At 64.6% G+C, this 22,740-nt stretch carries 25 protein-coding genes; 12 read left to right on the forward strand and 13 right to left on the reverse strand.

Going from position 1 to position 22,740, the window contains the following annotated elements; genetic code table 11:
- Positions 1-36 precede the first annotated feature (36 nt).
- Entirely contained in the window at positions 37-1,299 is a 1,263-nt protein-coding gene (locus ABX74_RS22775; RefSeq protein ID WP_397510097.1) for a geranylgeranyl reductase family protein, read from the forward strand.
- A 55-nt stretch (positions 1,300-1,354) separates the two neighbouring features.
- On the opposite strand, the gene ABX74_RS22780 is transcribed toward ABX74_RS22775, so the two are convergent.
- The 4 genes from ABX74_RS22780 to menD form a co-directional block, all read right to left on the reverse strand.
- On the reverse strand, positions 1,355-2,053 hold the full coding sequence (locus ABX74_RS22780; protein WP_003941879.1) for a demethylmenaquinone methyltransferase: 699 nt from the start codon (positions 2,051-2,053) through the stop codon (positions 1,355-1,357).
- A 37-nt stretch (positions 2,054-2,090) separates the two neighbouring features.
- Complete coding sequence (locus ABX74_RS22785) at positions 2,091-3,236, reverse strand: glycosyltransferase family 4 protein (protein ID WP_024487303.1); 1,146 nt, start codon at positions 3,234-3,236, stop codon at positions 2,091-2,093.
- Positions 3,237-3,304: 68 nt separating this feature from the next.
- Positions 3,305-3,748: a DUF3592 domain-containing protein gene (locus ABX74_RS22790; RefSeq protein ID WP_020906814.1), complete on the reverse strand. Its 444-nt coding sequence runs from the start codon at positions 3,746-3,748 to the stop codon at positions 3,305-3,307.
- On the reverse strand, positions 3,745-5,358 hold the full coding sequence (menD, locus tag ABX74_RS22795; protein ID WP_020906813.1) for a 2-succinyl-5-enolpyruvyl-6-hydroxy-3-cyclohexene-1-carboxylic-acid synthase: 1,614 nt from the start codon (positions 5,356-5,358) through the stop codon (positions 3,745-3,747). Before menD ends, ABX74_RS22790 begins: the two co-directional genes overlap by 4 nt.
- Before the next feature lie 68 nt (positions 5,359-5,426).
- On the opposite strand from menD, the gene ABX74_RS22800 reads away from it, so the two are divergent.
- Both ABX74_RS22800 and ABX74_RS22805 read left to right on the forward strand, forming a co-directional pair.
- A complete protein-coding gene (locus ABX74_RS22800; protein ID WP_047889750.1) occupies positions 5,427-6,029 on the forward strand; it encodes a flavin reductase family protein in 603 nt (200 codons plus the stop codon).
- Positions 6,030-6,087: 58 nt separating this feature from the next.
- Positions 6,088-6,915 (forward strand): siderophore-interacting protein, encoded by an 828-nt coding sequence (locus tag ABX74_RS22805; protein ID WP_047889751.1) that lies wholly within the window; start codon positions 6,088-6,090, stop codon positions 6,913-6,915.
- 65 nt (positions 6,916-6,980) lie between these two features.
- On the opposite strand, the gene ABX74_RS22810 is transcribed toward ABX74_RS22805, so the two are convergent.
- The 3 genes from ABX74_RS22810 to ABX74_RS22820 are packed head-to-tail and all read right to left on the reverse strand — an operon-like array spanning position 6,981 to position 9,117.
- Entirely contained in the window at positions 6,981-7,427 is a 447-nt protein-coding gene (locus ABX74_RS22810; RefSeq protein WP_003941973.1) for a DUF6918 family protein, read from the reverse strand.
- A gap of 48 nt (positions 7,428-7,475) precedes the next feature.
- On the reverse strand, positions 7,476-8,471 hold the full coding sequence (locus ABX74_RS22815) for an o-succinylbenzoate synthase (RefSeq protein WP_020906810.1): 996 nt from the start codon (positions 8,469-8,471) through the stop codon (positions 7,476-7,478).
- A 1-nt stretch (position 8,472) separates the two neighbouring features.
- Positions 8,473-9,117, reverse strand: coding sequence for a PaaI family thioesterase (locus ABX74_RS22820; protein WP_024487302.1), 645 nt, complete (start codon positions 9,115-9,117; stop codon positions 8,473-8,475).
- Positions 9,118-9,200: 83 nt separating this feature from the next.
- Here ABX74_RS22820 and ABX74_RS22825 point away from each other — a divergent pair, with 83 nt between their 5' ends.
- Together ABX74_RS22825 and ABX74_RS22830 are read left to right on the forward strand one after the other, a co-directional pair.
- Positions 9,201-10,094: a 1,4-dihydroxy-2-naphthoyl-CoA synthase gene (locus ABX74_RS22825; RefSeq protein ID WP_024487301.1), complete on the forward strand. Its 894-nt coding sequence runs from the start codon at positions 9,201-9,203 to the stop codon at positions 10,092-10,094.
- A 28-nt stretch (positions 10,095-10,122) separates the two neighbouring features.
- Positions 10,123-10,512, forward strand: coding sequence for a VOC family protein (locus ABX74_RS22830; protein WP_019744328.1), 390 nt, complete (start codon positions 10,123-10,125; stop codon positions 10,510-10,512).
- 80 nt (positions 10,513-10,592) lie between these two features.
- On the opposite strand, the gene ABX74_RS22835 is transcribed toward ABX74_RS22830, so the two are convergent.
- From ABX74_RS22835 to ABX74_RS22855, 5 genes are read right to left on the reverse strand one after another with little or no spacing between them, the layout of a single operon-like run.
- Positions 10,593-10,952, reverse strand: a complete 360-nt coding sequence (locus ABX74_RS22835) for a hypothetical protein (protein ID WP_003942018.1) — start codon at positions 10,950-10,952, stop codon at positions 10,593-10,595.
- 2 nt (positions 10,953-10,954) lie between these two features.
- Positions 10,955-11,713 (reverse strand): ABC transporter ATP-binding protein, encoded by a 759-nt coding sequence (locus ABX74_RS22840; protein WP_019744330.1) that lies wholly within the window; start codon positions 11,711-11,713, stop codon positions 10,955-10,957.
- The gene (locus tag ABX74_RS22845; RefSeq protein WP_020968954.1) at positions 11,710-12,453 is read right to left on the reverse strand and encodes an ABC transporter ATP-binding protein; all 744 of its coding nucleotides are present in this window, start codon (positions 12,451-12,453) and stop codon (positions 11,710-11,712) included. The genes ABX74_RS22840 and ABX74_RS22845 overlap by 4 nt, the downstream gene beginning before the upstream one ends.
- Positions 12,446-14,704, reverse strand: a complete 2,259-nt coding sequence (locus tag ABX74_RS22850; protein WP_030535486.1) for an ABC transporter permease — start codon at positions 14,702-14,704, stop codon at positions 12,446-12,448. The genes ABX74_RS22845 and ABX74_RS22850 overlap by 8 nt, the downstream gene beginning before the upstream one ends.
- Positions 14,705-14,764: 60 nt before the next feature.
- Positions 14,765-16,189 (reverse strand): ABC transporter substrate-binding protein, encoded by a 1,425-nt coding sequence (locus ABX74_RS22855; RefSeq protein ID WP_047889752.1) that lies wholly within the window; start codon positions 16,187-16,189, stop codon positions 14,765-14,767.
- A 284-nt stretch (positions 16,190-16,473) separates the two neighbouring features.
- Here ABX74_RS22855 and ABX74_RS22860 point away from each other — a divergent pair, with 284 nt between their 5' ends.
- Genes ABX74_RS22860 through menE form a run of 5 tightly spaced genes read left to right on the forward strand, consistent with a single transcriptional unit; the run spans position 16,474 to position 19,785 of the window.
- Complete coding sequence (locus ABX74_RS22860) at positions 16,474-17,673, forward strand: inorganic phosphate transporter (protein WP_019744333.1); 1,200 nt, start codon at positions 16,474-16,476, stop codon at positions 17,671-17,673.
- A gap of 15 nt (positions 17,674-17,688) precedes the next feature.
- Entirely contained in the window at positions 17,689-17,952 is a 264-nt protein-coding gene (locus ABX74_RS22865; RefSeq protein ID WP_019744334.1) for a membrane protein, read from the forward strand.
- A gap of 54 nt (positions 17,953-18,006) precedes the next feature.
- Positions 18,007-18,342: a DUF3349 domain-containing protein gene (locus tag ABX74_RS22870; protein WP_019744335.1), complete on the forward strand. Its 336-nt coding sequence runs from the start codon at positions 18,007-18,009 to the stop codon at positions 18,340-18,342.
- 4 nt (positions 18,343-18,346) lie between these two features.
- On the forward strand, positions 18,347-18,649 hold the full coding sequence (locus tag ABX74_RS22875; protein ID WP_019744336.1) for a DUF3349 domain-containing protein: 303 nt from the start codon (positions 18,347-18,349) through the stop codon (positions 18,647-18,649).
- On the forward strand, positions 18,646-19,785 hold the full coding sequence (menE, locus tag ABX74_RS22880) for an o-succinylbenzoate--CoA ligase (protein ID WP_020968952.1): 1,140 nt from the start codon (positions 18,646-18,648) through the stop codon (positions 19,783-19,785). The genes ABX74_RS22875 and menE overlap by 4 nt, the downstream gene beginning before the upstream one ends.
- A 54-nt stretch (positions 19,786-19,839) precedes the next feature.
- On the opposite strand, the gene ABX74_RS22885 is transcribed toward menE, so the two are convergent.
- Positions 19,840-20,733 (reverse strand): type IV toxin-antitoxin system AbiEi family antitoxin domain-containing protein, encoded by an 894-nt coding sequence (locus ABX74_RS22885; RefSeq protein WP_047889753.1) that lies wholly within the window; start codon positions 20,731-20,733, stop codon positions 19,840-19,842.
- 154 nt (positions 20,734-20,887) lie between these two features.
- Between ABX74_RS22885 and ABX74_RS22890 the strand changes: the two genes are divergently transcribed.
- Together ABX74_RS22890 and ABX74_RS22895 are read left to right on the forward strand one after the other, a co-directional pair.
- Positions 20,888-21,895 carry a daunorubicin resistance protein DrrA family ABC transporter ATP-binding protein gene (locus tag ABX74_RS22890; RefSeq protein ID WP_041814791.1) on the forward strand — a complete coding sequence of 336 codons (1,008 nt, stop codon included), beginning with the start codon at positions 20,888-20,890 and terminating at the stop codon, positions 21,893-21,895.
- Positions 21,892-22,719: an ABC transporter permease gene (locus ABX74_RS22895; RefSeq protein ID WP_047889754.1), complete on the forward strand. Its 828-nt coding sequence runs from the start codon at positions 21,892-21,894 to the stop codon at positions 22,717-22,719. Before ABX74_RS22890 ends, ABX74_RS22895 begins: the two co-directional genes overlap by 4 nt.
- Positions 22,720-22,740: the final 21 nt, after the last annotated feature.

Genomic DNA, 22,740 nt, shown 5'->3' on the forward strand with positions numbered 1-22,740 from the left:
CCACGGTGGCGATCGCGAGCCTGGGAAGATGTGAGTGTGTCCGTAGAAGAGCAGTCCCCCGTCGTCGATTCGCTTCCGGCCGAAACCGACATTGTGGTCATCGGCGCAGGTCCCGCGGGTTCTTCGGCCGCGGCATGGGCCGCCCGCAGTGGCCGAGACGTCGTGCTGGTGGACGCTGCCGTGTTCCCGCGAGACAAGACTTGTGGTGATGGACTCACTCCGCGCGCCGTGGCCGAACTGGATCTCCTCGGCCTCGGCGAGTGGGTTCGGTCACATACGACGAACAAGGGACTACGGTTGTCCGGCTTCGGCCAAGAACTCGAACTCGAGTGGCCAGGGACGTCGTTCCCGCCGATCGGCAGTGCGATCCCCCGGACCGAACTCGACGACGCCATTCGCCGGTGCGCCGTCGAATCCGGCGCGGTCATGGTCGAGGGCACCAAGGCTGTCGACGTCGAACTCGACGGTGATCGAGTAGCCGCCGTCGTACTCGCCGGCCCCTCGGGACGCAGCACTCTTCGTTGCCGGACGCTGATCATCGCCGACGGCGTTCGCTCGACGCTCGGCAAGAAGCTGGGACGGCAGTGGCACCGGGACACCGCGTACGGCGTCGCGGCACGCGCTTACGTCGCGACGCCGCGCAGCGCCGACCCGTGGATCACCTCGCATCTGGAACTGCGGGACGCCGAGGGCACGTTGCAGGCGGGATACGGCTGGATCTTCCCGCTCGGCACCGGCGAGGTGAACATCGGCGTCGGGACACTGGCGACGTCCAAGCGCCCGGCGCCGGGTGCCCTGCGTCCCTTGCTCGACTTGTACACCGACCAGCGCCGAAGCGAGTGGCAGTGGAGCAGCGAAATTCATTCCGTCGCTTCGGCTTTGCTACCCATGGGCGGCGCCGTCTCCAACATCGCCGGACGCAACTGGGCCGTGATCGGCGACGCCGCAGCGTGCGTGAACCCGCTCAACGGTGAGGGCATCGACTACGGCCTCGAAGGCGGACGTCTGGTGGTCGAACAGCTCGGCGCCGACGACCTCACGGAGCTGTGGCCGACCGTGCTTCGGGAGCATTACGGGCAGGCGTTCTCGGTCGCGCGCCGGCTCGCAGGCCTGCTGACGGTTCCGCAATTCCTGCCCGCCTCGGGCCCGATCGCGATGCGCTCACGGGCACTGATGACGGTCGCCGTTCGGGTGATGGGGAACCTCGTCACCGACGCCGACGCCGATCTGACGGCGAAGGCATGGCGTGCGTCGGGGGCCGCGTCGAGAAAGATCGACTCCCGACCGCTGTTCGGCTGAGCAAGTGCTGTGCGCCTTTATTAACCGCCCGCGGTTAATAAAGGCGCACAGCAGTTCAGGCAGTGGCGTAATGCAGCGCCACGATGCCGCCGGTGAGGTTGCGCCACTTGACGTTCTTCCACCCGGCGGCCTCGATCTTGCGAGCCAGCTCTTCCTGGGTCGGCCAGGCGCGGATCGATTCGGCGAGGTAGACGTAGGCGTCGGGGTTGCTGCTGACGGTGCGTGCGACCTGCGGGAGCGCCTTCATGAGGTACTCCATGTAGACCGTGCGGAAGGGCCCGAAAACGGGCGTCGAGAACTCGCTGACGACGAGACGTCCGCCGGGCTTGGTGACGCGGGCGATCTCGCGCAGTCCGGCTTCGAAGTCGGAGACGTTGCGCAGGCCGAAGGAAATCGTCGCGGCATCGAACACGTTGTCGGCATAGGGCAGGTACATCGCGTCACCTGCGACCATCGGAACTTTGCGCGAGATTCCGGCCTTGAGCATTCCCTTGGAGAAGTCGGTGGCGACGCACCAGGCACCGGAGCGCCCCAGTTCGACGGTCGAGACTCCGGTTCCGGCGGCGAGGTCGAGTACCTTCTCGCCCGGCTTGAGGTCGAGAGCTTCGCGGGTGGCCTTGCGCCAACCCTTGTCCTGGCCGAAGGACAGCACGGTGTTGGTGAGGTCGTATCGCTCCGCGACGTCGTCGAACATCGACGCGACTTCGTGCGGTTGCTTCTCGAGAGTTGCTCGGGTTCCGTGTGTAGTGGCCACACCCGAAACGCTACCAACCCTCGGGCAGCGAGGGCGTTCAGGCTGCTCTGGCACCCGTTCGCCGCCCGAGGCCCTGCACGTCCTCGTAGTGACGGAGCAACTCTTCGCAGATTGCCGGCCAGGTCCGGTGCAGCACCGAGCGCCTCGCCGCGGAGCCGAACTGCACCCGCAGATCACGCTGACGAAGTGCGTCGACGGCGCTTGGCAGGAGTTCGGTGAACCTGTCCGTCGGCAGGAGGTAGCCGTTGCGGCAATGCGAGATCAGGTCACGTGGTCCGCCGGCGTCCGGTCCGACGACAGGTACACCGCTCGCGAGGGCTTCCTGAACCGCCTGGCAGAAAGTTTCGTGCTCGCCGGGGTGAACGAATACGTCCAGGCTCGCATAGGCGTCGGCCAGCGCGGTACCGCCGAGTTGTCCGGTGAAGATCGCATCCGGCATCAGTCGTCGTAGGTTCTCGCGATCCGGGCCGTCTCCGACGATCACGATCTGCACGCTCGGATCGGCCGCCAGCACGGCCAGTCGCTCGACGTGTTTTTCGGGCGCGAGGCGACCGACGAAGCCGACCACCAACTGGTCGCTGTCGCCGATCCAGGACTGCCGCAACGCCGAGCTACGACGCGAAGGCGCGAATCGTTGTGCGTCGACGCCGCGGGCCCACCGGTGCACGCGCGGAATGCCGTGCTCTTCGAGGGCGTCGACTGCCGACGTGGATGGCGCAAGGGTCCTGTTGCAGCTCTTGTGGATTCGACGGGTCCACGCCCACGCGGCGCGACTGGTGACGCCGAGACCGTAGCTTTCGGCAAATCCGGCGACGTCGGTCTGATAAACCGCGACGGTGGGTATCGCGAGCCGCTTGGCGACGGCCACTCCCCCGGCGCCGAGCAGGAACGGCGACGCCAGATGGACGACGTCGGGCGCGAAGGTCCGCACGGCCGTCGTCAGACGCGGTTGTGGCAGGCCGACGGGGAGTGAACTGACTTTGGGCACCATGACGGCGGGCACCCGAACCACCTGAACACCTTCGTGTTCGGTGGCGGCAGAGGTGTCGGATCCGACAGTGTCCGGCGCAATGACCATGGCGTCGTGGCCAGTGCGATCGAGGTGTTCGAGCACGCGTAGTACCGAGTTGGTGACGCCGTTCATGTTGGGCAGGAATGACTCCGCAACGATGGCTACTCTCACACCGAGAACGGTGACAGGGCCAGGAAAAGTCCACGTCATGTTCGTGTGAAGTTCCGGCGAAGCGCGAACTAACTCGAGGCGACCGGCGCCGATCCCGGAGCTCCCGCTTCCCGCTTGCGCAGGTACCAGATCGACGGTCCAGCCAGGAGCCACGTCACGACGATCACCGATCCCGCCGGGATCAGCGCCACCGTCGCGTTGCGTCCCGCTACCCGGACCAAATCAGGGTCGGCTTTGGAGTACTCCACCTCGATGCGTTGTCCCACAGTCAGATTGGTGGGGTAGAGCACGCCGAGTTCGGGGTTGTGGTTGGCGCCGTCCGGTGTCACGAAGCTGATCGCCGAACGTAGCGAGCCTGCCGAGAGCACCTCGGCAGTTGCGGTCCCCATGTTCGATTCGATGGTCCGATCGTTGCGCCAGGCACCGAGAACCAGGATCACCGCGAGCACCGAAATGCCGACCGCAACCACCAGTACGCCGATGCGGAGGCGACGCAGAACCGTTTGCGTCACAGCTGTGCTCGCACGGAAGCGTGGAGTTCGCGCAGTCCACTGCGATCTGTCGCGACTTCGAGCACACGAATGCCGTTTGCGGGTTGCGCCAGCGTCGTTGCCAGGGCGTCGACGGTGACGGCTGCGTGCGGCACGCGGTAGGCCGCGCACAGCGCAGCGAGGTCCATGCCGTGCGGTGTTCCGAACACTCGCTCGAAGACGCCGGCGTACTGCGGGTCGCCTTGTTCGAGGAGCTCGAAGATGCCGCCGCCGTCGTCGTTGGCCACGACGATGGTGAGGTCGCTCGGCCTCGGCTCACCGGTCCCGATCAGCAGCCCGGACGCGTCGTGCAGGAAGGTCAGGTCGCCCATGAGAGCGACGGTCCGGCCGCCCTCGTACGCCAATGCGGCACCGACCGCCGCCGAGACGGTGCCGTCGATACCTGCGACGCCGCGATTCGACAGCACCCGGACAGCGGGCTTGGGATAGCTCACGAGGGCCGCGTCGCGAACGGGGTTGGAGGCGCCGAGCAGAAGCTGGTCGCCGTCCGCCAGCGCGTCCATCACGGCAGCTGCCACGTGCAGGCCGGTGGCCTTGGGGTGGGCGTCGAGTTGCTTGCGGACGGCAGTTTCGGCGTGTTCGGTCAGCGCGGCGCATCGAGCAATCCAGGCGGGATCGGGCGTCCCGGTGACCACTGCCCTGGTTCCGGTGGCGAGTACGTTGCCGGATACGTCGGGCCAGCGCGGCCCGGTGGTCAGCGCGTAGACGTCGACGCTCGGATCGGCCAACACCTTCGAGACCTGACGATGCAACGTCGGGCGGCCGGTGATGATCGCCTGCTTTGGCTTGAGTTGCGAGAGCGCGAGTGGATGCAGTGCGATCCCGTGCATCGGAGCCGTCGGCTCGGCCACCGTCGGCAGGCCGGCCAGCTCAGGCCGAAGTGCGCTGCCGTGTCCGGAAATGACCACCGTATCTGCGGTGAGGTCCAGATCGACCGGAACATCGAGCGTCGCGTTCTGCGTGGTGGTCCAGGCTGCACCGCCTGGACGGCCCTCCGGAACCGGGCCATGGACGTGCACGTCCGGCACCAGCGGCTCACGGAGCGGGATGTCGAAATGCACCGGACCCGCGTTTCCGGATCTGGTTCCGCGGGCAGCGGCGAGGACCCGGCAGACCGCCGAGCGCCACTGGCTGTTCTGCGTCGAATCGTCCTCGGCCAAGCCCAGGCTGATGGTTGCGCGAACCTGACTGCCGAAGAGCCCGAGCTGCTCGACGGTCTGGTTGGCGCCGGTGCCGAGCATCTCGTAAGGCCGGTTGGCGCTCAGGACCACCAGCGGCACTCGCGCGTAGTTCGCCTCGAGGACAGCCGGTCCGAGGTTTGCGACGGCGGTCCCGGAGGTCATCACGATGGGGACCGGTCGTTTCCCGGCGATTGCCAGTCCGAGTGCCAGAAAGCCTGCTGTCCGCTCGTCGATCCGCATGTGCAGACGCAACCGGCCGTCGAGATCGGCGGCCTGGAGGGCAAATGCGAGGGGCGCGTTGCGAGAGCCTGGACACAGCACGACTTCACGCACGCCACCACGAACCAGTTCGTCGACGACGGCTGTGGCTTGTGCAGTGGACGGATTCACGCCTTCAAGAGTGTCAGATGTTCGGGTGCAAGCATGCCCAGGGGCGGGGACAGCGGCATTATGTGTGGGTGCGCACACTCTTCGATCCAGCCGAGCTCGAACCCCGCCGGTTCTATCAGTTACTCACCGCTTCGGTGGTCCCCCGGCCGATTGCCTGGGTGTCCACCCTGTCGGCGGACGGCGTCGGCAATCTGGCTCCGTACAGCTTTTTCACCGTGGCAAGTTCGGCGCCGCCGATCGTGCAGTTCACGTCGGTCGGACGCAAGGACAGTCTGCGCAACATCGAAGCGACCGGCGAATTCGTGATCAACCTGGTGACCGCCACGCTCGCAGACGTGGTGAACAAGAGTTCCGCCTTCTACGACGCCGAGGCCGACGAATTTCTCGAGTTGAACATCCGTAGCGAACCGAGCGAGCGGGTTCGCCCTGTCCGGGTCGCCGACTCCCCGATCGCCATCGAATGCACGCTCCACCAGGTCATCGAGGTCGGTAATTCATTTGTCGTGATGGGAAATGTGGTCGCGGTCGCAGTACGTCCCGAGGCTGTCGCCGACGACGGCCTGCCGGACTTCGCGGCAATCGCACCGATGAGCCGACTTGGCCGAGCGCAGTGGGGTCTTCCTCCCGAAGTCGTCGAAAAGGACAGACCCACCACTCCACACCGGCCGTAAATCAGGTTAGGGTTACCTGATTAGGTACGAGTAACAGCTAATCAGGGAGCAACCAGTCATGGCCAAGCGCGCCAAGTTCGTGAAACCGGCCTCACGCAGCATCGTGTCGGCGCAGGTCGTGGCGAACAAACGAATCAGCCCGAGCTTCATCCGGGTGACCATTGCCGGCGAAGAGCTGTCCACCATCGCACCGATGGGTGCCGATCAGTGGTTCCGCATGTTCATCCCGCAGGTCGGCCAGAGCGAACTCCGGTTGCCGAGCGCGGCAAGCAATCTCTGGTACGCGCAGTACCTGATGATGTCCAAGGACACGCGACCGGTCGTGCGCAACTACACGATTCGCGCCTACCGTGCTGCCGGAACCGGTCTCTTCGGCGAGACCACGGAGATCGACATCGACTTCGCCTATCACGGTGACATCGGCCCGGCATCCGCGTGGGCGGACACCGCGTCGACCGGCGACAATGTCGCCCTCCTCGACGAAGGCTGCATCTACAACCCCACACCCGAGGCCAAGTGGCAACTGCTCGTCGGCGACGAGAGTGCACTTCCGGCGATCATCGGCATTCTGGAAACCGCGCCGGCAGACCTGCGTGCCGAGGTCTTCGTCGAGATTCCGAACATCGAAGACAAGCAAGACATTCCGGAGTTGGCGAACGTCAACGTGCATTGGCTCGTTCGCGAGGACGAACACGCAACGCCGGGTGTTCTGACCCTCGAGACCGTCCGCGCCGCCGAACTGCCCGAGGGGCCGTCCTACACGTTTGTCGCCGGCGAACAGGCACTCACCACCGGGCTGCGTCGGCATCTGGTGAACGACCGAAAGTTCGCCAAGCCCGACATCACCTTCACCGGCTTCTGGCGCCACGGACATTCGGCTCACTGACAAACGAATGCAAAAAAACGAGCGGCCCGGGAGAAACTCCCGGGCCGCTCGTTTTTTACGTTCGCTTATGCAGCGTGCTTCTGGATCACATCGCCCAGACGCGGCAGAGCTGCAGTCACATGCTTCTTGGCCGAACCGCGCAGCTTCGAGTACATCGACTTGACGACGGCCTTGTCGCTACCTTCGATACGCTCGTCCGTCACCTCGAGGAGGGAATCGGCAACCGCGTCGCCGCGGGCGCTGATGAAATCGGCGAAGCTGCCTTCACCGGAAGCCGAGAATTCCTGCCAGTACGGCTCGAGCTTTGCCACGAAAGCCGGCAGAAGCGCGGTGACGGCGTCCGGCACGATGGACGGGCTCACCTTCTTGACCGCGCCGTAGCCACCCTTGAGAGCCAGCCCTGAGGCCCCCGACTTATCCGAAACCTCTGCGTCGATCAAGGTCTGCACGTCCGCGACGACCGCGGGAACCCGTGATTCCTCGAGCAGGGTTTCGTTCAGAGCTGCAACCACTTTCGATCCCTTCATTCTTCACTGATGTTCATCAGGTCGCGCCCGAGACTATACGAAATTCGGCAGGTCTCTACTGCCGAGTATCCGATGGCAGCGCCTGGCCCTCTCCAACCACCAGTCGCGCCGGTCCGCGGGCGCGGCCAGCGTCTCGAGCAGAACCGGATCAGGCTCGACGGCACCAACGGACAAAGCGCCGTCGACGGCTGCTCCGGTGACCGCGACATCCCGGACGAACAGGCCGCCCGTGCCGAGGCCGCAGGCAAACGGAAGCGTGGGCAAGGCTGCCGCGGCCGCCAGTCCCGCGGACATCCCCACAGCCGTGTCCAGCGCACTCGAGACCACCACCGGCACCCCGTAGTCCGCCAGCTGCGCCGACAGCGCCACCACAGCACGCATTCCGCCCAGCGGCGGCACCTTCACGACGGCTACGTCCGCTCCCCCGGCTCGTACGACGCGCAACGGGTCCTCGGCACGGCGAATGCTCTCGTCGGCAGCGATCCGCACACCGGTCCCCGCGGCGCGGACGCTGACCAGTTCCTCGACGCTTGCACACGGCTGCTCCGCGTATTCGAGTTCACCGTCTTCGGTGATCGCTCGCAAAGCCGTGATCGCCTCGTCCACACTCCAACCGCCGTTGGCGTCGACGCGCACGTTCGGGATGTGCCGACGCACCTCGTTCACCCGGGCGACGTCCTGCGCCAACGACTGCCCCTTCTCGGCGACCTTGACCTTGGCGGTCCGGGCCCCGGGGAAGCGCTCCAACAATTGCGGAACGGCAGAGGCGTCGATCGCCGGCACGGTGGCGTTGACGGGAACGGCGTGACGAAGCGCAGGCGGCGGACCCAGCCACGCCGCCTCGATCCCGGCGAGCAGCCACTGCGACGCCTCGTCGTCGTCGTACTCGACGAACGGTGCGAATTCTCCCCACCCGGCCGGGCCACGAACGAGCAGAGCCTCACGAGTCGTGATGCCGCGAAAGCGAACTCGCATCGGCAGCGCGAGCACCACGGCGTCCGAGATCAGATCGTCGAACGAGGGGAACATGTCAGGGCTGTCCTGGAAGCAGTTCGATCATGAGCGCCTCACCGTCGGCGAGGAGCTTGCCGTCGAGGTCGGTCAGGCGTGCGCTGACAAAGGTCTTGCGACCCTCGACCCGATCCACCTTCCCTTCGATCACCAGTTGCGTGTTGAGCGGAGTGATCGCACGGTAGTTGATGTGGAGGTAGCCGGTCCGGGAAATCGGACGACCACCCGCGTGGACCGTCATCCCGAAGACGTCGTCGAACAGCAAGGGCAGGACGCCGCCGTGAGCGGCACCGTTGCCGCCCAGGTGGTAGCGGCGGAAGACGCCGGTACTGCGGACTCCTTCGGTGTCGAACTTCTCGACCATCCACGGGAGCATGAGGAGGCTGCCGCGTCCGGGCAGTTGGATGTTCGAGCCCGCGGGCGACTTGCCCTCCGGCACCTCGTACGGAGTCAACCGATCGGCAAGCTCCTCGGCCTGCGTAGCGATGTCAGCGAGTACGTCGTCGGGAACATTGGTCGAGACGGCAAGGTCCTGCAACCTGCGCATCGCTTCGACGAAGCGGCCGAAGTCCGGACCTGCAGGAGTGTGCCGGAACCGTGGAAATCCGCCCCGCTTCTCACCGTCTGTGACGATCTCCGTGCCGTCTGCGGTTTGTTCGCTCATGACCTGCACGTTAGCGCGCCCGGGAACGTGTTCTACCTCAGGCATCCGTTAGACACGCGAGGCGTGCCTCTATCGTGACTGAGGTGACCTTCAACCCGCAGCTCTGGCGCCCTGTTCCCGGATTCGAGAACCTCACCGACATCACGTACCACCGGCACGTCAGTCAAGGCACCGTTCGCGTCGCCTTCGACCGACCGGAAGTACGTAATGCGTTCCGCCCGCACACCGTCGACGAGTTGTACCGCGCGCTCGATCACGCCCGTATGACCTCCGACGTGGGAGCGGTCCTGCTCACCGGCAACGGACCGAGCGAGAAGGACGGCGGCTGGGCGTTCTGCTCGGGCGGAGACCAGCGCATCCGTGGGCGCAGTGGCTACCAGTACGCCGAAGGTGAAACGGCGGACACCGTCGACAAAGCACGCGCCGGACGCCTTCACATCCTTGAGGTCCAGCGCCTGATCCGCTTCATGCCGAAGGTCGTGATCTGCCTGGTCAACGGTTGGGCTGCGGGCGGCGGTCACAGCCTGCACGTGGTGTGCGACCTGACGCTCGCCAGCCGCGAGCACGCACGGTTCAAGCAGACCGACGCCGACGTCGGAAGCTTCGACGGCGGCTACGGCAGCGCCTATCTGGCAAAGATGGTGGGCCAGAAGTTCGCTCGCGAGATCTTCTTCCTGGGTGAGACGTACACCGCCGAGGAAATGCATCAGATGGGCGCGGTCAACAAGGTTGTCGACCACGCGGAACTCGAAAACGTCGCGATCGACTGGGCAGGCAAGATCAACGGCAAGTCGCCGCAGGCACAGCGGATGCTCAAGTACGCGTTCAACCTGCAGGACGACGGGTTGGTCGGCCAGCAGCTGTTCGCCGGTGAGGCAACACGTTTGGCGTACATGACCGACGAGGCCGTCGAGGGTCGCGACTCGTTCCTCGAAAAGCGTGATCCCGATTGGTCACCATATCCCTGGTACTTCTGAGACAGTAGGTGCGAGAGGGAGGTCGGACGTGGAGATTCTGAGTAGCCGTACGATATTGCGCCCGAGCGAGTACGAACGAACGCTGAGCTTCTACCGAGACACCCTCGGTCTGGCGATCGCTCGTGAATATCCCGGCGGCACAGTCTTCTTCGCCGGCCAAGGGCTGATCGAAGTCGCTGCGCACGGCGGCACCGGCGAAGGTGGCTTTCGCGGCGCGATCTGGCTGCAGGTCCGTGACCTCACTGCCGCTCAGACCGAACTGGTTCTCGCCGGAGTCAAGATCGCCCGCGAGGCCAGGCAAGAACCGTGGGGTCTGCACGAGATGTGGATCGCCGACCCGGACGGGACACCGATCGTGATGGTGCAGATCCCGGAGGACCATCCCATCCGACGCGATTCCCGGCCACCGTCCGCGTAGTCGAGACACCACTGTAGCCGAGCAGTGACAGATGCCCGCCACGACTTTCGTGGCGGGCATCTGTCGGTTCTTCGCAGAGATCAGTTGCGCGTGCTCAGCGCCTGAGAGATCTGATCTGTCTGGGCCTGACCCTCGAGCAGTTGGCGAACCAACCACAGCCGCAGCACCTTTGCCACCGATGCGGCCAGGAAGAGTGCGGCACCGACCACTGTCAGGGCGAGGAAAACCACGGTGAGGATCTGGTACGACACCAGATCCCGCAGGTCCGAGAGCGTCAGCGAAGAGATGTAGACGACGAAGGCGCCGACCACACCGACGACCATGAGCACCAGGCCGGCGATGCGCGTCGCAGCGTCGCCGCCTGCCTGCTTCTTGTCCAGCTTCAACTCTGCGATGTTCTTCTTGAATTCCTCACGGCGATCTTCGGCGAGAGTAGTCATCGTCATCCTCCTAGATAACTGGTAGAAAGTTCGTTTTCGATGTCGAGGGGATCGCCGGTCTTCACGACGCGTCCCTGCAACATGAGTGCGGCCGAGGTCGCGATGGGCAGCACCGCTCGTGCGAACTGCTCGGCGACGAGAATGGAAATGCCTTCGGCTGCAAGCGAGCCGACGACGTCGTACATCTGCGAGACGATTCGCGGTGCGAGACCCATCGACAGCTCGTCGAGCAGGAGCACCGTCGGGTGAGTGCCGAGCGCCCGTGACAGCGCCAGCATCTGCTGCTCGCCGCCGGACATCGATCCGGCCAACTGCCCGCGCCGCTCCCCCAGGATCGGGAACCTGCTGTACGCAACCTCTTCGAGTTCGGCCAACCCGACGCCCGTTCCGGTGGCGATCCACAGATTTTCGCGCACGGTCAGGTTTGCGAAGATCCCGCGCCCCTCGGGGATGGAGCAGACGCCCAGCCTCGCCAACTCCGAAGGCTCGACGCCGTTCACGACCTGGCCCGCGAGCCGGAACTCGCCGCGGGTGACCGGCAGGACGCCTGAGCAGATCTTGAGCGTCGACGTCTTGCCGCCGCCGTTGGGTCCGAGCAGCGCCACCACTGCGCCCGGTTCGAGTACCAGATCCACCCCGTGCAGAACCTCGATGGATCCGTAACCGGCACGGACACCGGACAGTTCGAGCAACGGTTCGGCGCGGTCGGGGCTGCGTATGCCCTCGTCGATTTTCGCCTCGCCAATTTTCGCTGAAGTCATACCGCCTCCTCCTCGGTCCCGATGTAGGCCGCGATCACTTCCGGATCCGTCCGGATCTTCTCCGGATCACCCGATGCGAGGACTGCGCCGTAGTCGAGCACGTGAATGGTCGAGCACACCTTCATCACCAGCGGAATGTCGTGCTCCACCAGACAGATTCCGAGTCCACCCGCCGCCAGCTCGGTGAGCATCTCGGCAAAGACCTCGGTTTCCTGCTCGGTCTGGCCCGAGGCCGGTTCGTCGAGCAGCAGCACTCGCGGGTCGGTCATGAGCGCCCGTGCAACTTCGACGACGCGGGCGCGTCCGGTGGGGATGTCCGCGACGTCCTTGTCCGCGACATCCGTCAGCCCGGTCAGCTCCAGCAGACGATCCGTCTCGCTGTCCACGTCGATCTTGTTGCGGCCGTTCGCCTTGTGGATGTCTCCCGCGACACGCAGGTTGTCACGCACCGACAGCGAGACGAACAGTTCGAGCCGCTGGAAGGTACGCGCAAGCCCGCGACCTGCCCGCTTGTGCGGCGGCAGCTTCGTCACGTCGACGCCGCCGAGGAACACCTGACCGGACGTGGGTTTCTGCAGCCCGGTGATGGTGTTGAAGAGCGTCGTCTTGCCCGCACCATTCGGTCCGATCAGTCCCGTCACGGTTCCGGGTTGCACGGTGAGCGAAACGTCCTTGACCGCGACGTGCCCACCGAAACGAACGCTCACACCGCGTGTTTCGAGAAGAGGTGCATCAGACATGGGCGGTCAACTCCTTCGGCGAGCCGCCCTGGTACTGAGGAATCCCCAGTTCGCGGTCGATCTCGTCACGGATCTCGGGGCTGTACGGGACGTCGATCCCGACGTCTTCGGGAACGACTGTCGCCTTGGCTGCCAATTCTTCCGGAGTGAGAACCGCACGGGGCATGACCATCTCGCCGATCACGGGCAGCATGAACACCACCGCGATCGTGATGGATGCGAACCACCAGTTGCCGAGTACGCCGGTCAGAGCAAGGACGTAGGTCAGCAGAACGACTGCGGCGCCGCCGATCAGAACCGGCCTGGCATCGGAGAGTCGACGGTATCCCTCGATCACGCTGTGCACGGTGCCACTGGGGTTCGCGCCGACACCGATGCCGATCAGGGCCGGGCTGACGGCCGCGATGTTGCCCAGCAGCAGCCACATTCCCTCCAACTCCGGTTGCGCCGAAGCCAGATTGGTGAACGAGACCATGATGACGGCAAAGCCGATTCCGGCCATGAGGCCACCGAACAGCGCGCCGGTGACGTATCCGATGCCCGCGACGACGGTCAGCATGAGCAGCGAGAGGCTGACCATGATGGCAAAGCTCTCACCCGAGACCGAACCCATCGCGCTCGACATCAGAATGCCGCCGAGACCGGCGATCCCCGAAGAGATCATGAAAACGCTCAGCTTGAGCCGAACCAGGCTCTGGCCGAGCATGGCCGAACCGGCCGGGCTGTCCTTCATCGCAGCGAGACGGCGCCCGTAGCCGCTGTTACGCAACGCGATGACGCCGACGCCGAGTACCGAGAACAGCGCGGTCACGGTCATCAGGAACACCGTTTCGTTGCTCAGATCGAGCGGGCCGATCTTCAGCGGCGGGAGGGCGATGTTGCCGTCTTTGAACAGCGAATACTTCATGCCGAACATCTCGTGTTCGGTGGTGTCGCGAAGGACCATGTTGGAGAGGAACACTCCGAATGCCATGGTCGCAAGCGCGAGATACAGCCCTCTGAGCCGCAGCGCCGGCAGGGCGACGAGGCCACCGATCACTGCGGTGACGAGGACTCCGACGACGATGCCCCACAGGTTGAGGTGCGCAGCCAACCCGGAACCTGAGATCCCGAAGTGGAAGGCCACGATGGTCGCGATAGCGCCGAAAGATACCGGCGCCAAGTTCAATTCACCCGCGTAGCCGGTGAGGAGTGTGAGCGAGAGTGCGATGATCGCGAAAGTCATTCCGATGGTCAGTGTCGTGACCGCCGACGTCACCATCAGCAGACGGATCAGGTACACGATGACGATCAGTGCCACGCCCCAGACGACGGCCTTGCGTACGCTCGGAACGTGGTACCGCTCGCGAGTGCGAGTGACCGCGCCGCGCAGGCGGTCCTGAGGTAGGACGATGAGTACGACGAACAGCGCGATCATCGGCAGGGAGACACGGAAATTCGACGTCCAACTCCAACTGGTCGGGAAGTACGCCAATACGTACGTACCGGCAAGCCCGAGAACCACGGCGCCGACAAACGTGCGTGGGATGCTGCGCAACCGACCGAACATGGCCGCGGCAAACGCGTCGATCACCAAGAGCGTCAACATGTTCGCCTCGAGTGTGCCGCCACTGATCGGGGTGATCAGGATGCCGGCCAGGACTGCGAGCGTCGAACCCATCGCCCAGGACAGTGCCGCGAGACGCTCCGGATTGTGGCCGTTGAGGCGCAGTAGTTCCGGATCGTCGACGACGCCGCGCATCGCAACACCGGCCCGGGTGCGCGTGAATAGAATACGCAGACCGACGGCGATAGCGATCGCAACGAGGATGCAGATCAGCTCGTGGTAGCGGATGCTCGCGCCGAACACCGTGATCTTGGACTGGTCACCGAAGAACATCTGCATCGTTCGGGCGGTCTCGGGATGCCAGAACCAGTGAGAAATCGAGAGCATTCCGAGCAGGATCGATACCGTCACAACGATTTTGGTGACCTCGGCGGTATCGCGTAGCCCCTTCATGATCAGGACGTAGAGGCCGAGACCCATCAGCGGACCGACCAGGACCAACGAGATCAGCAAGGCAACGACAGTGGGAAGTTCCCAGCCGTAGCGCAACTGCCAGTAGATGAACGCACCGAGCATTGCCTGTGCACCGTGCGCGAAGTTGAAGATGCCTGACGTGTTGTACGTGAGTACCAGCCCGGAGGCGGCGATCGCGTACACCGATCCCAGGACCAGGCCCAGGATCGTGAAAGTGACAAAAGTGTTCATGGCTGAACCCTCGTTAGGGACTCGGGCGGCGGTTGGCGCTCGCCGCCCGAGTCGGAAGAATCAGGACTGCGGCTTGATGACGTTGGCGTTCTGGTACTTCGTCGAAACGCGGTCAGCGCCGAGCTCGGTTCCCCAGGTGCTCTTGTCGGTCGCGACGAGGTACTTGGGGTCGCACTTGAATTCGCCCGCGGTGGACGGGAAGGCCTGCGAGTAGGTACTGCCCTTCAGCGAGGTCATGAGTCCGCAGGTGGCCGGCATGTTCTTGCCGGGATCGGTGGCGGCATGCAATCCGCCGCCGTCCCACTCGTGAATGTTCGAGAGTTCGTCGACCATGCACTGACGCGTCAGATCGCTGCCGCACTCGTCCGCGGCGGCCGCCCACAGCAGGAACGACGACGCCGCCTGCATACCGAGAAGCGCAGTCTTGCCACCCTGCTCGGAAACCAGATCCACGTACTTCTTCACTGCAGGCACCTTGTCCGCGTTCTCGAGCATCTGGAAGGTCATGCCCGCGTTGAGGTTGTCGAGCAGTCCGGTGTCCTTGTTCCAATCGGAGACGGTCGCGCCGTACCAGGTGGCTTCACCGAAGAAGATAGGATCGATCCCGACCTGATCGAGGGCCTTCACGAAGTTCAGCTCCGACGGGCTTGCCGATCGTGACGTCCAGATTCCCTTCGCACCGCACTCCTTGTACTTCTCGGCAAACGGCACGTAGCTCGATTCGCCCTCGTAGTTGAGTGTGACGCCGCAATCCTTGAGCTTGAAGCCCGCAGCCTCGGCGATCGAACGAATCTTCGTGGTGGAGCTGATGATCGTGGGCATCGTGCTGTTGACGACGTCGAAGTCGTTCACCAGATCGGGATGCATCTCGGCCATCTGGAACCACTGCGAACCGTTCGCGTAGTCGACGGGGAACGGGACTCCCTGGAACGTCATGGGTCCGTTCGCGGCGTCCGGCGAGACGGTGAAGCCTGGCACGGACACCAGGTTGCACGCGACACGCGTCTGCTCGGCGGTCTGATCCATCGCGAAGCCGTAGCCGACCATCATGAACTGACTCGCGCACGCTTCCTGCATGACCGAGTTGGCCTGCGTCATCGCGGCGTCGTAGTCGGTACCGACAACCTTGCGGCCGTTGATACCGCCTTGATCGTTGCACCACGAGATGAGCGCGTTCACCGCATCGCTCATTTCCTTGTTCAACCCGGGAGACTTCACGTACCCGCGGTCGTCACCGAACCCGATCTTGATCTCGGTGTCGCTGACGCCTTGATCGGTTGCGCCGGTGGCATCGCCTTCGCCACATGGCGAATCGAGGGTGCCGAACTTCGCGTCGGATGTGCTCGACGCAAGATCGGCGCTGACGCCTGGTCCGCCGACAGCGACGGCGTAGGGATCGTCACCACGATTCGATGCGCAGGCTGATGCCAGAACGGCGGTCGCTGCGAGTGCCACGATCAGCTTCGTGGACTTGTTGGGCTTCACGGTCGGAGCTCTCCTTCTCACTGACAGACACCGAGATACAGAGGTGAAACCCCTGTTCCGGTGCGCTCGGTGCCCGTAGGTAATCAGCGTTTAAAACGGTCCGAATGTGCCTTCCCGGTGAGTGAGACCAAAAAGTGAGGTCCCACACAGGGTTCGGATTTCGTGGCGCTGAACACATCGCGAACGGCAGCGCCGCAGCCCACGCGCGGGGACGTACTCCACGGAGGCCCTGTTCGCATCCCGTTCGCTGTACTTTTACGCGTTCGATACGCACAATTCACGTTGTGACCGCAGAGCTCGTAATCCTCCTGGTGGTAGTTGTCACCGCCCTCGCGTTCGATTTCACGAATGGTTTTCACGACACGGGTAACGCAATGGCCACCTCCATCGCGACCGGTGCACTCAAGCCCAAAGTTGCGGTCACACTTTCCGCGATCCTGAACCTGGTCGGTGCGTTCCTGTCCGTCGAGGTCGCCGCGACGGTAGCCAAAGGTGTCGTCAACCTCGGCGCGGTCAGTGGGCAGGATCTGCTGCTGATCGTGTTCGCCGGTCTTGTCGGCGGAATCATCTGGAACCTGGCCACCTGGCTTCTCGGATTGCCGTCGAGCTCCTCGCACGCGCTGTTCGGCGGATTGATCGGCGCCGCGATCGCCTCCATCGGTATGGGCGGAGTCGAGTGGGGCGGAGTGCTGACCAAGGTCGTCGTCCCCGCGATCCTCGCGCCGGTCGTCGCTGCTCTGGTCGCGGGCGTCGGCACCAAGCTCGTGTACCGCATCACCGCATCCGTCAAGGAAGACGAGCGCGAGCGCGGTTTCCGTTTCGGCCAGATCGGCACCGCCTCCCTGATCTCACTTGCACACGGCACCAACGACGCCCAGAAGACGATGGGCGTCATCTTTTTGGCCCTGGTCGCTCACGGCACCATCACCGCCGAGACCGAGATGCCGTTCTGGGTGAAGTTCACCTGTGCCGTCGCGATCGCCCTCGGCACCTACCTCGGCGGTTGGCGCATCATCCGCACCCTGGGCAAGGGTCTTGTCGAGATTGCCGCGCCGCAGGGTCTGGCAGCCGAAGCGTCGTCCGCAGCCATCATCCTCACGTCGAGCCACCTGGGACTCCCCCTCTCGACCACCCACGTCGCCACCGGCTCGATCCTCGGTACCGGTATCGGTCGCAAGGGCGCCGAGGTCCGTTGGGGTGTCGCCGGCCGGATGGCCGCAGCCTGGCTGATCACATTGCCGTCGGCTGCCGTCGTCGGAGCTATCTGCTGGGCTCTTGCGCATCTGGTCGGCGGACTCGCCGGCGTGCTCGTCGTCTTCGCCGCGCTTATCGCCTTCGCGATCTTCATGTACATACGCTCGCGTAAGGAACCCGTGGACGCGGCGAACGTCACCGCCGAATGGGACGAGAATTCAGATGCGGCAATTGCCGAGATCCCGGCAGCCGAACCCACGCCGTCCACCGAAGCCACCCGCAACTCCTGAAAGGGGCGCAAGAGAATGCATCTACTCACCGATACCCTCGATTCGCTCTGGCAGGTAGTGGCAGTAGGACTGCTCTTCGGAGCGGGACTGCCGGCGATCTTCGCATTCGGCCTCAAGTCGCTGAGCCTGCCGAATCCCGACGGCACCGAAGGACCGACCACCCTGGGTAAAATGGGTGCGTACCTCTGTTTTGCGATCGTGCTCGTCACGATCTTCGCCGGAATTCTGTTGTTGATGAAGAACTTCTTGGCCAGCACGTTCGGAATCCACGTCTTCTGAGTGGTCGTCGCGGCACACCACTGAAACCACCGAAACGAAAATGAGGCCGAGGATTTGAGCAAGTATTCATTGCGCAGCGTGCTCGACTGGCTACGCGCCGGGTACCCCGAGGGCATCCCGGACAAGGATCATTTCGCCCTGCTCGCGGTTCTCCGTCGACGTCTGACCGACGAGGAGATCGAGCAGGTCGTTTCGATGTCCATCGAGTCCGCGCACGAGGTACCGGACCGCCACGTCGACTACGACACGATTCGCGCCATCATCGAGGGGATCCTCAACGAGGAGCCGTCCGAGGACGACGTCGATCGTGTCACCGAAAGACTGCGCGCAGGTGGGTGGCCGGTTATCGAAGACGTGGACGCCGACAACGAAGTTCGAGATGTGAGCTGACGTCATGGCTCTTCCGCCCTTCCTCACGTCGATAGTCGGCTGGTTGCGGGCCGGCTATCCCAATGGCGTCCCCGAACAGGACTACATCCCGCTCTTCGCACTCCTCACTCGCAGACTCTCCGAGGCCGAGGTCGACGCCGTCGCCGACGCGTTGATCGAGGACGGCGATCTGCCCATCGAGAAGACCGACATCCAGGTCCTCATCACGAAGATCACCAACGAGATGCCTCTCGAAACCGATGTCGACCGCGTGCGAAGCCATCTGGCTGACGGCGGTTGGCCCCTTGCCGGGCCGGACATCCGGTGAACGTTCTTCGCACACTCGCGGTTCCGCAGGGCGAGGCGGCTTTCGAGGTATTACCTGCCGTCGCGCAGATCCTGGGCGGCGAGCACGACGCCGTGCTCCCCGTCCCGGCTGCCGACGCACGCGAGACGGCCCGACTGAGCGACGCTCTGCACCCCGATCAGCCCATCGACGACGGCGTCTCGCTGGTAGTCGCCACGTCGGGAACCACGGGAACGCCGAAGGGCGCGATGCTTGGTGCTGATGCCCTGCGGGCCAGCGGCGACGCGACCCACGAACGCCTCGGCGGCACAGGATCCTGGTTGCTCGTTCTCCCTCCGCACCACATCGCCGGCATGCAGGTTCTGCTCCGCAGTGTTCTCGCCGGAACGCAACCGGTGATCGTCGACGTCAGTGCGGGTTTCGACCCGGCAGCGCTTCCGGGCGCCGTCGCCGCGATGAGCGGACCGCGCCGCTACACCTCCTTGGTGCCGACGCAGTTGGTCAAGGCGCTCGGTGATCGCGCCGCGGTCGAGGCGCTGGCTTCACTCGACGCGGTTCTGCTCGGCGGCGCTGCGACTCCCGCGCCGGTACTCGCGCAGGCAACCGAAGCGGGCATCACCGTCGTCCGTACCTACGGGATGAGTGAAACCTCCGGCGGTTGCGTCTACGACGGAATCCCGTTGTCCGGAGCGCAGATTCGTATCGACGACGGGCGAGTGCTGCTGGGCGGACCGATGCTCGCGTCCGGGTACCGCGGGCTTCCCGACCACCCCGCTTTCGCCGAACCCGGTTGGTTCCGGACCGACGACGCCGGAGCAGTGGTCGACGGAGTCCTGCGCATCAGCGGCCGGTTGGACGAGGCAATCTCCACCGGCGGGCTGACCGTCGTACCGCAGGTGGTCGAGGCCGCGCTGGCCGATCACCCGGCCGTTCGCGAGTGCGCGGTGATCGGCATCGAGGACCAGCGGCTGGGGCAGCGGGTGGTGGCCGTGGTCGTACCCGAGGGCGAAGCTCCGACGCTCGAGGAACTACGCGCACATGCTCAGCGGACACTCGACGTGACCGCAGCGCCGCGCGAGCTGTTCGTCGTGGACGCACTGCCGCTCCGGGGGCCGGGCAAGCTCGACCGCGCCGCTCTGGTGGCTCGGTTCAGCTAGCAGCCGCAGCACGATTGTTCAGCCGCAGGCCTGATCAGCGCCGCGGCTGCACAATCAGCGCGCGGCTCCGCGGAGGCAAGCCCGCTCGAACCTTTCGCGGACACGTTCGAAGTCGCGAAGATCCGCCCATACCCACCGGAACACCTCGAACCCCGCGTCCCGGATCGCGTCCTCCCGCAGTTTCTCGCGCTCTACCGCCCTCCCCGGATTGTCGCCGCGATACTTGACCATCCCGTCGAACTCGCCCACCACACCGTGCTCTTTCCAGAAGAAATCGACTCTCCCGATGAACCGGCCACCGTGACGGATCTCGTGCTGCAGGGTCGGCATCGGCCAACCGTCGTCGCGCATGCGTACCCGGCTGATGGACTCCCCCGGACTCTCGGCACCTGGTTCGATGAACGTCGCCGCCACTCGAGCGCGACTCATTCCCAGCCGTCCGCGCGCATGATCGAGCGAAGCGTCGACGTTCTCACGCCTCATCCCACGTCGCAGGGCGCAATCACCGATCACCACGGCGGTCTCGAACGGCGTCGTCCGTGCGAGGTCGACGAACGTTCGCGCAAGCGACGTGGTTGCGACGCCGTCGATCAGCACGACCTCCTCGGCCGGGACCACTGCCGGATGAAGATGCAAGGTTTGACTCTTCCGCCCACCCGAGCACCGGTTACGCGTCATGTGCACGGTGCCCAATCGCAATCCGCCGCAATCCAATCCGTGCATGACCGCTGCCGAAGCGTGGCTCACGATTGCGCCTGGTCCACAGCTTTCGGCGGCTACCATGACAGCGCAGCGGTGGCGTGCTCTCGCATCGAGTTCGCGGAAGTGATCGGCGCGCATGTAGATCCCCGCTGCGATTCGGTGCAGCTCGCCGCGCCTGACCGCTCGCTGCAACTGCGCGTCGCTGGTGCCGTCGCGGTGAGCCTGTGCCCGCGTGAGAATCTCCATGCAGCGAGCGTGATGCCGCCGCGCCCGCACACCGACAAGCAAGATCCGTCTGGGGATTGTTTGCCGGTTGTGGAGCACCGACCTCGCGCGCTGTGCAAGTAACCGCAAGTTCCACGCAAGGTCCATGCAAGATCGATCTGCCAAGCTTCATCCCATGAACCACACAGCTTCGCCTCTTGCCATCGAGGCCGACGGACTCGTCAAGAAGTTCGGCGAGCACCGCGCGGTCGACGGCGTCAGCCTCACCGTCCCCACCGGCTCGGTGTTCGGCGTCCTCGGGCCGAACGGCGCCGGCAAGACCACCACTGTCCGCATGCTCGCCACCCTCCTTCGCCCCGACGGCGGTGAGGCGCGCATCTTCGGTCACGACGTCAGCCGTGAACCCACCGCGGTCCGCTCCCTGATCGGCGTCACCGGGCAGTACGCCTCCGTCGACGAGGACCTGACCGCGACCGAGAACCTCGTGATCTTCTCCCGGTTGCTCGGCCTGAGCCGCCGCGATGCGCGCACCAAGTCCCTCGAACTCCTCGAGGAGTTCGACCTGGTCGAGGCCGCAACCAAGCCGCTGAAGAACTTCTCCGGCGGTATGCGTCGGCGCCTGGATCTGGCGGCCAGCCTGATCGCCCGCCCGCCGCTGCTGTTCCTCGACGAGCCCACCACCGGACTGGATCCGCGCACCCGCGCCCAGATGTGGGTGACCATCCGGCGACTCGTCGCCGAGGGCTCGACAGTGTTGCTCACCACGCAGTACCTCGACGAGGCCGATCAGTTGGCCGATCGCATCGCGGTGATCGACCGCGGTCGCGTGATCGCGAACGGCACCGCCGACGAACTCAAGGCTTCGGTCGGGATCTCCTCCCTCCAGCTCAAGTTGGTCGACCGTGACCGAACCGAGGAAGCTCGCTCGCTCATCGCGGCTGCGCTGAGCATCGAGGTGGGTGTCACCCCCGAAGTCGGGCGGATCACCGCACCACTGAGCGACCCGTCGATCACTGCGGACCTGTTGATCCGTCTGCGTGAGCAAGGAATTGCCGTCGACGAGATCAACGTACAGAAACCCAGCCTGGACGAAGTGTTCCTGACCATCACCGGGCACCAGCCCGAAGACGGTGGACGCAACGACGCCCAGTCCGACAACGACTCCGATCGGAGCGTCGCATGACAACCACCCTCACCAAACCCCGGTCGCCGATAGCCCAGCCGGATGCCGCACCCCGCCGCATCAGCCTGCAGCAGAGCTTCGCGAACACGTTCACGATGGCGTACCGCGGAATTCTCAAGATCAAGCACAACCCCGAGCAACTGTTCGACGTCGTCATCCAGCCGATCATCTTCACGTTGATGTTCACGTACATCTTCGGCGGCGCGCTCGCCGGTGACGTGACGGCATATCTGCCGACGATCATCCCCGGCATCCTCGTCCAGACCGTCATCACCGGTTCCATCGTCACGGGCACTCAGCTTCGTGAGGACATGGACAAGGGCGTGTTCGACCGCTTCAAATCCCTTCCCATCGCTCGTATCGCCCCGCTGTCCGGCGCATTGCTCGCCGATGTCGTGCGCTACGGCATCGCAACGACCATCACGTTCATCGTCGGTTTCGCGATGGGATACCGCCCCGCAGGCGGCGTGGTCGGCATTCTGTCTGCCGCGATCCTGGTCATGGTGTGCGCGTTCTCCATCAGCTGGATCTTCGCCCTCATGGGCGTGCTGATGAACAAAGCGTCCACGGTGCAGGGTGTTTCGATGCTCGTGCTGTTCCCGCTGACGTTCCTGTCGAATGCGTTCGTCGATCCTGCCACCATGCCGAGTTGGCTTCAGAAGTTCGTGAACGTCAATCCGGTCTCACACTTGGTGACCGCGGTTCGCGAGCTGGCCAACGACGGTCACTTCGGTATCCACGTCGTGTGGTCGTTGGTCGGCGCCGCGGTGATCGTTGCCGTCATGGCGCCCCTGACCGTGCGGATGTACATGCGCAAGACATAAGTCCCGCAACATCGTCCAGCT

The sequence above is a fragment of the Rhodococcus sp. ARP2 genome (genome assembly GCF_001029585.1).
Lineage (GTDB): Bacteria > Actinomycetota > Actinomycetes > Mycobacteriales > Mycobacteriaceae > Rhodococcus_F > Rhodococcus_F erythropolis.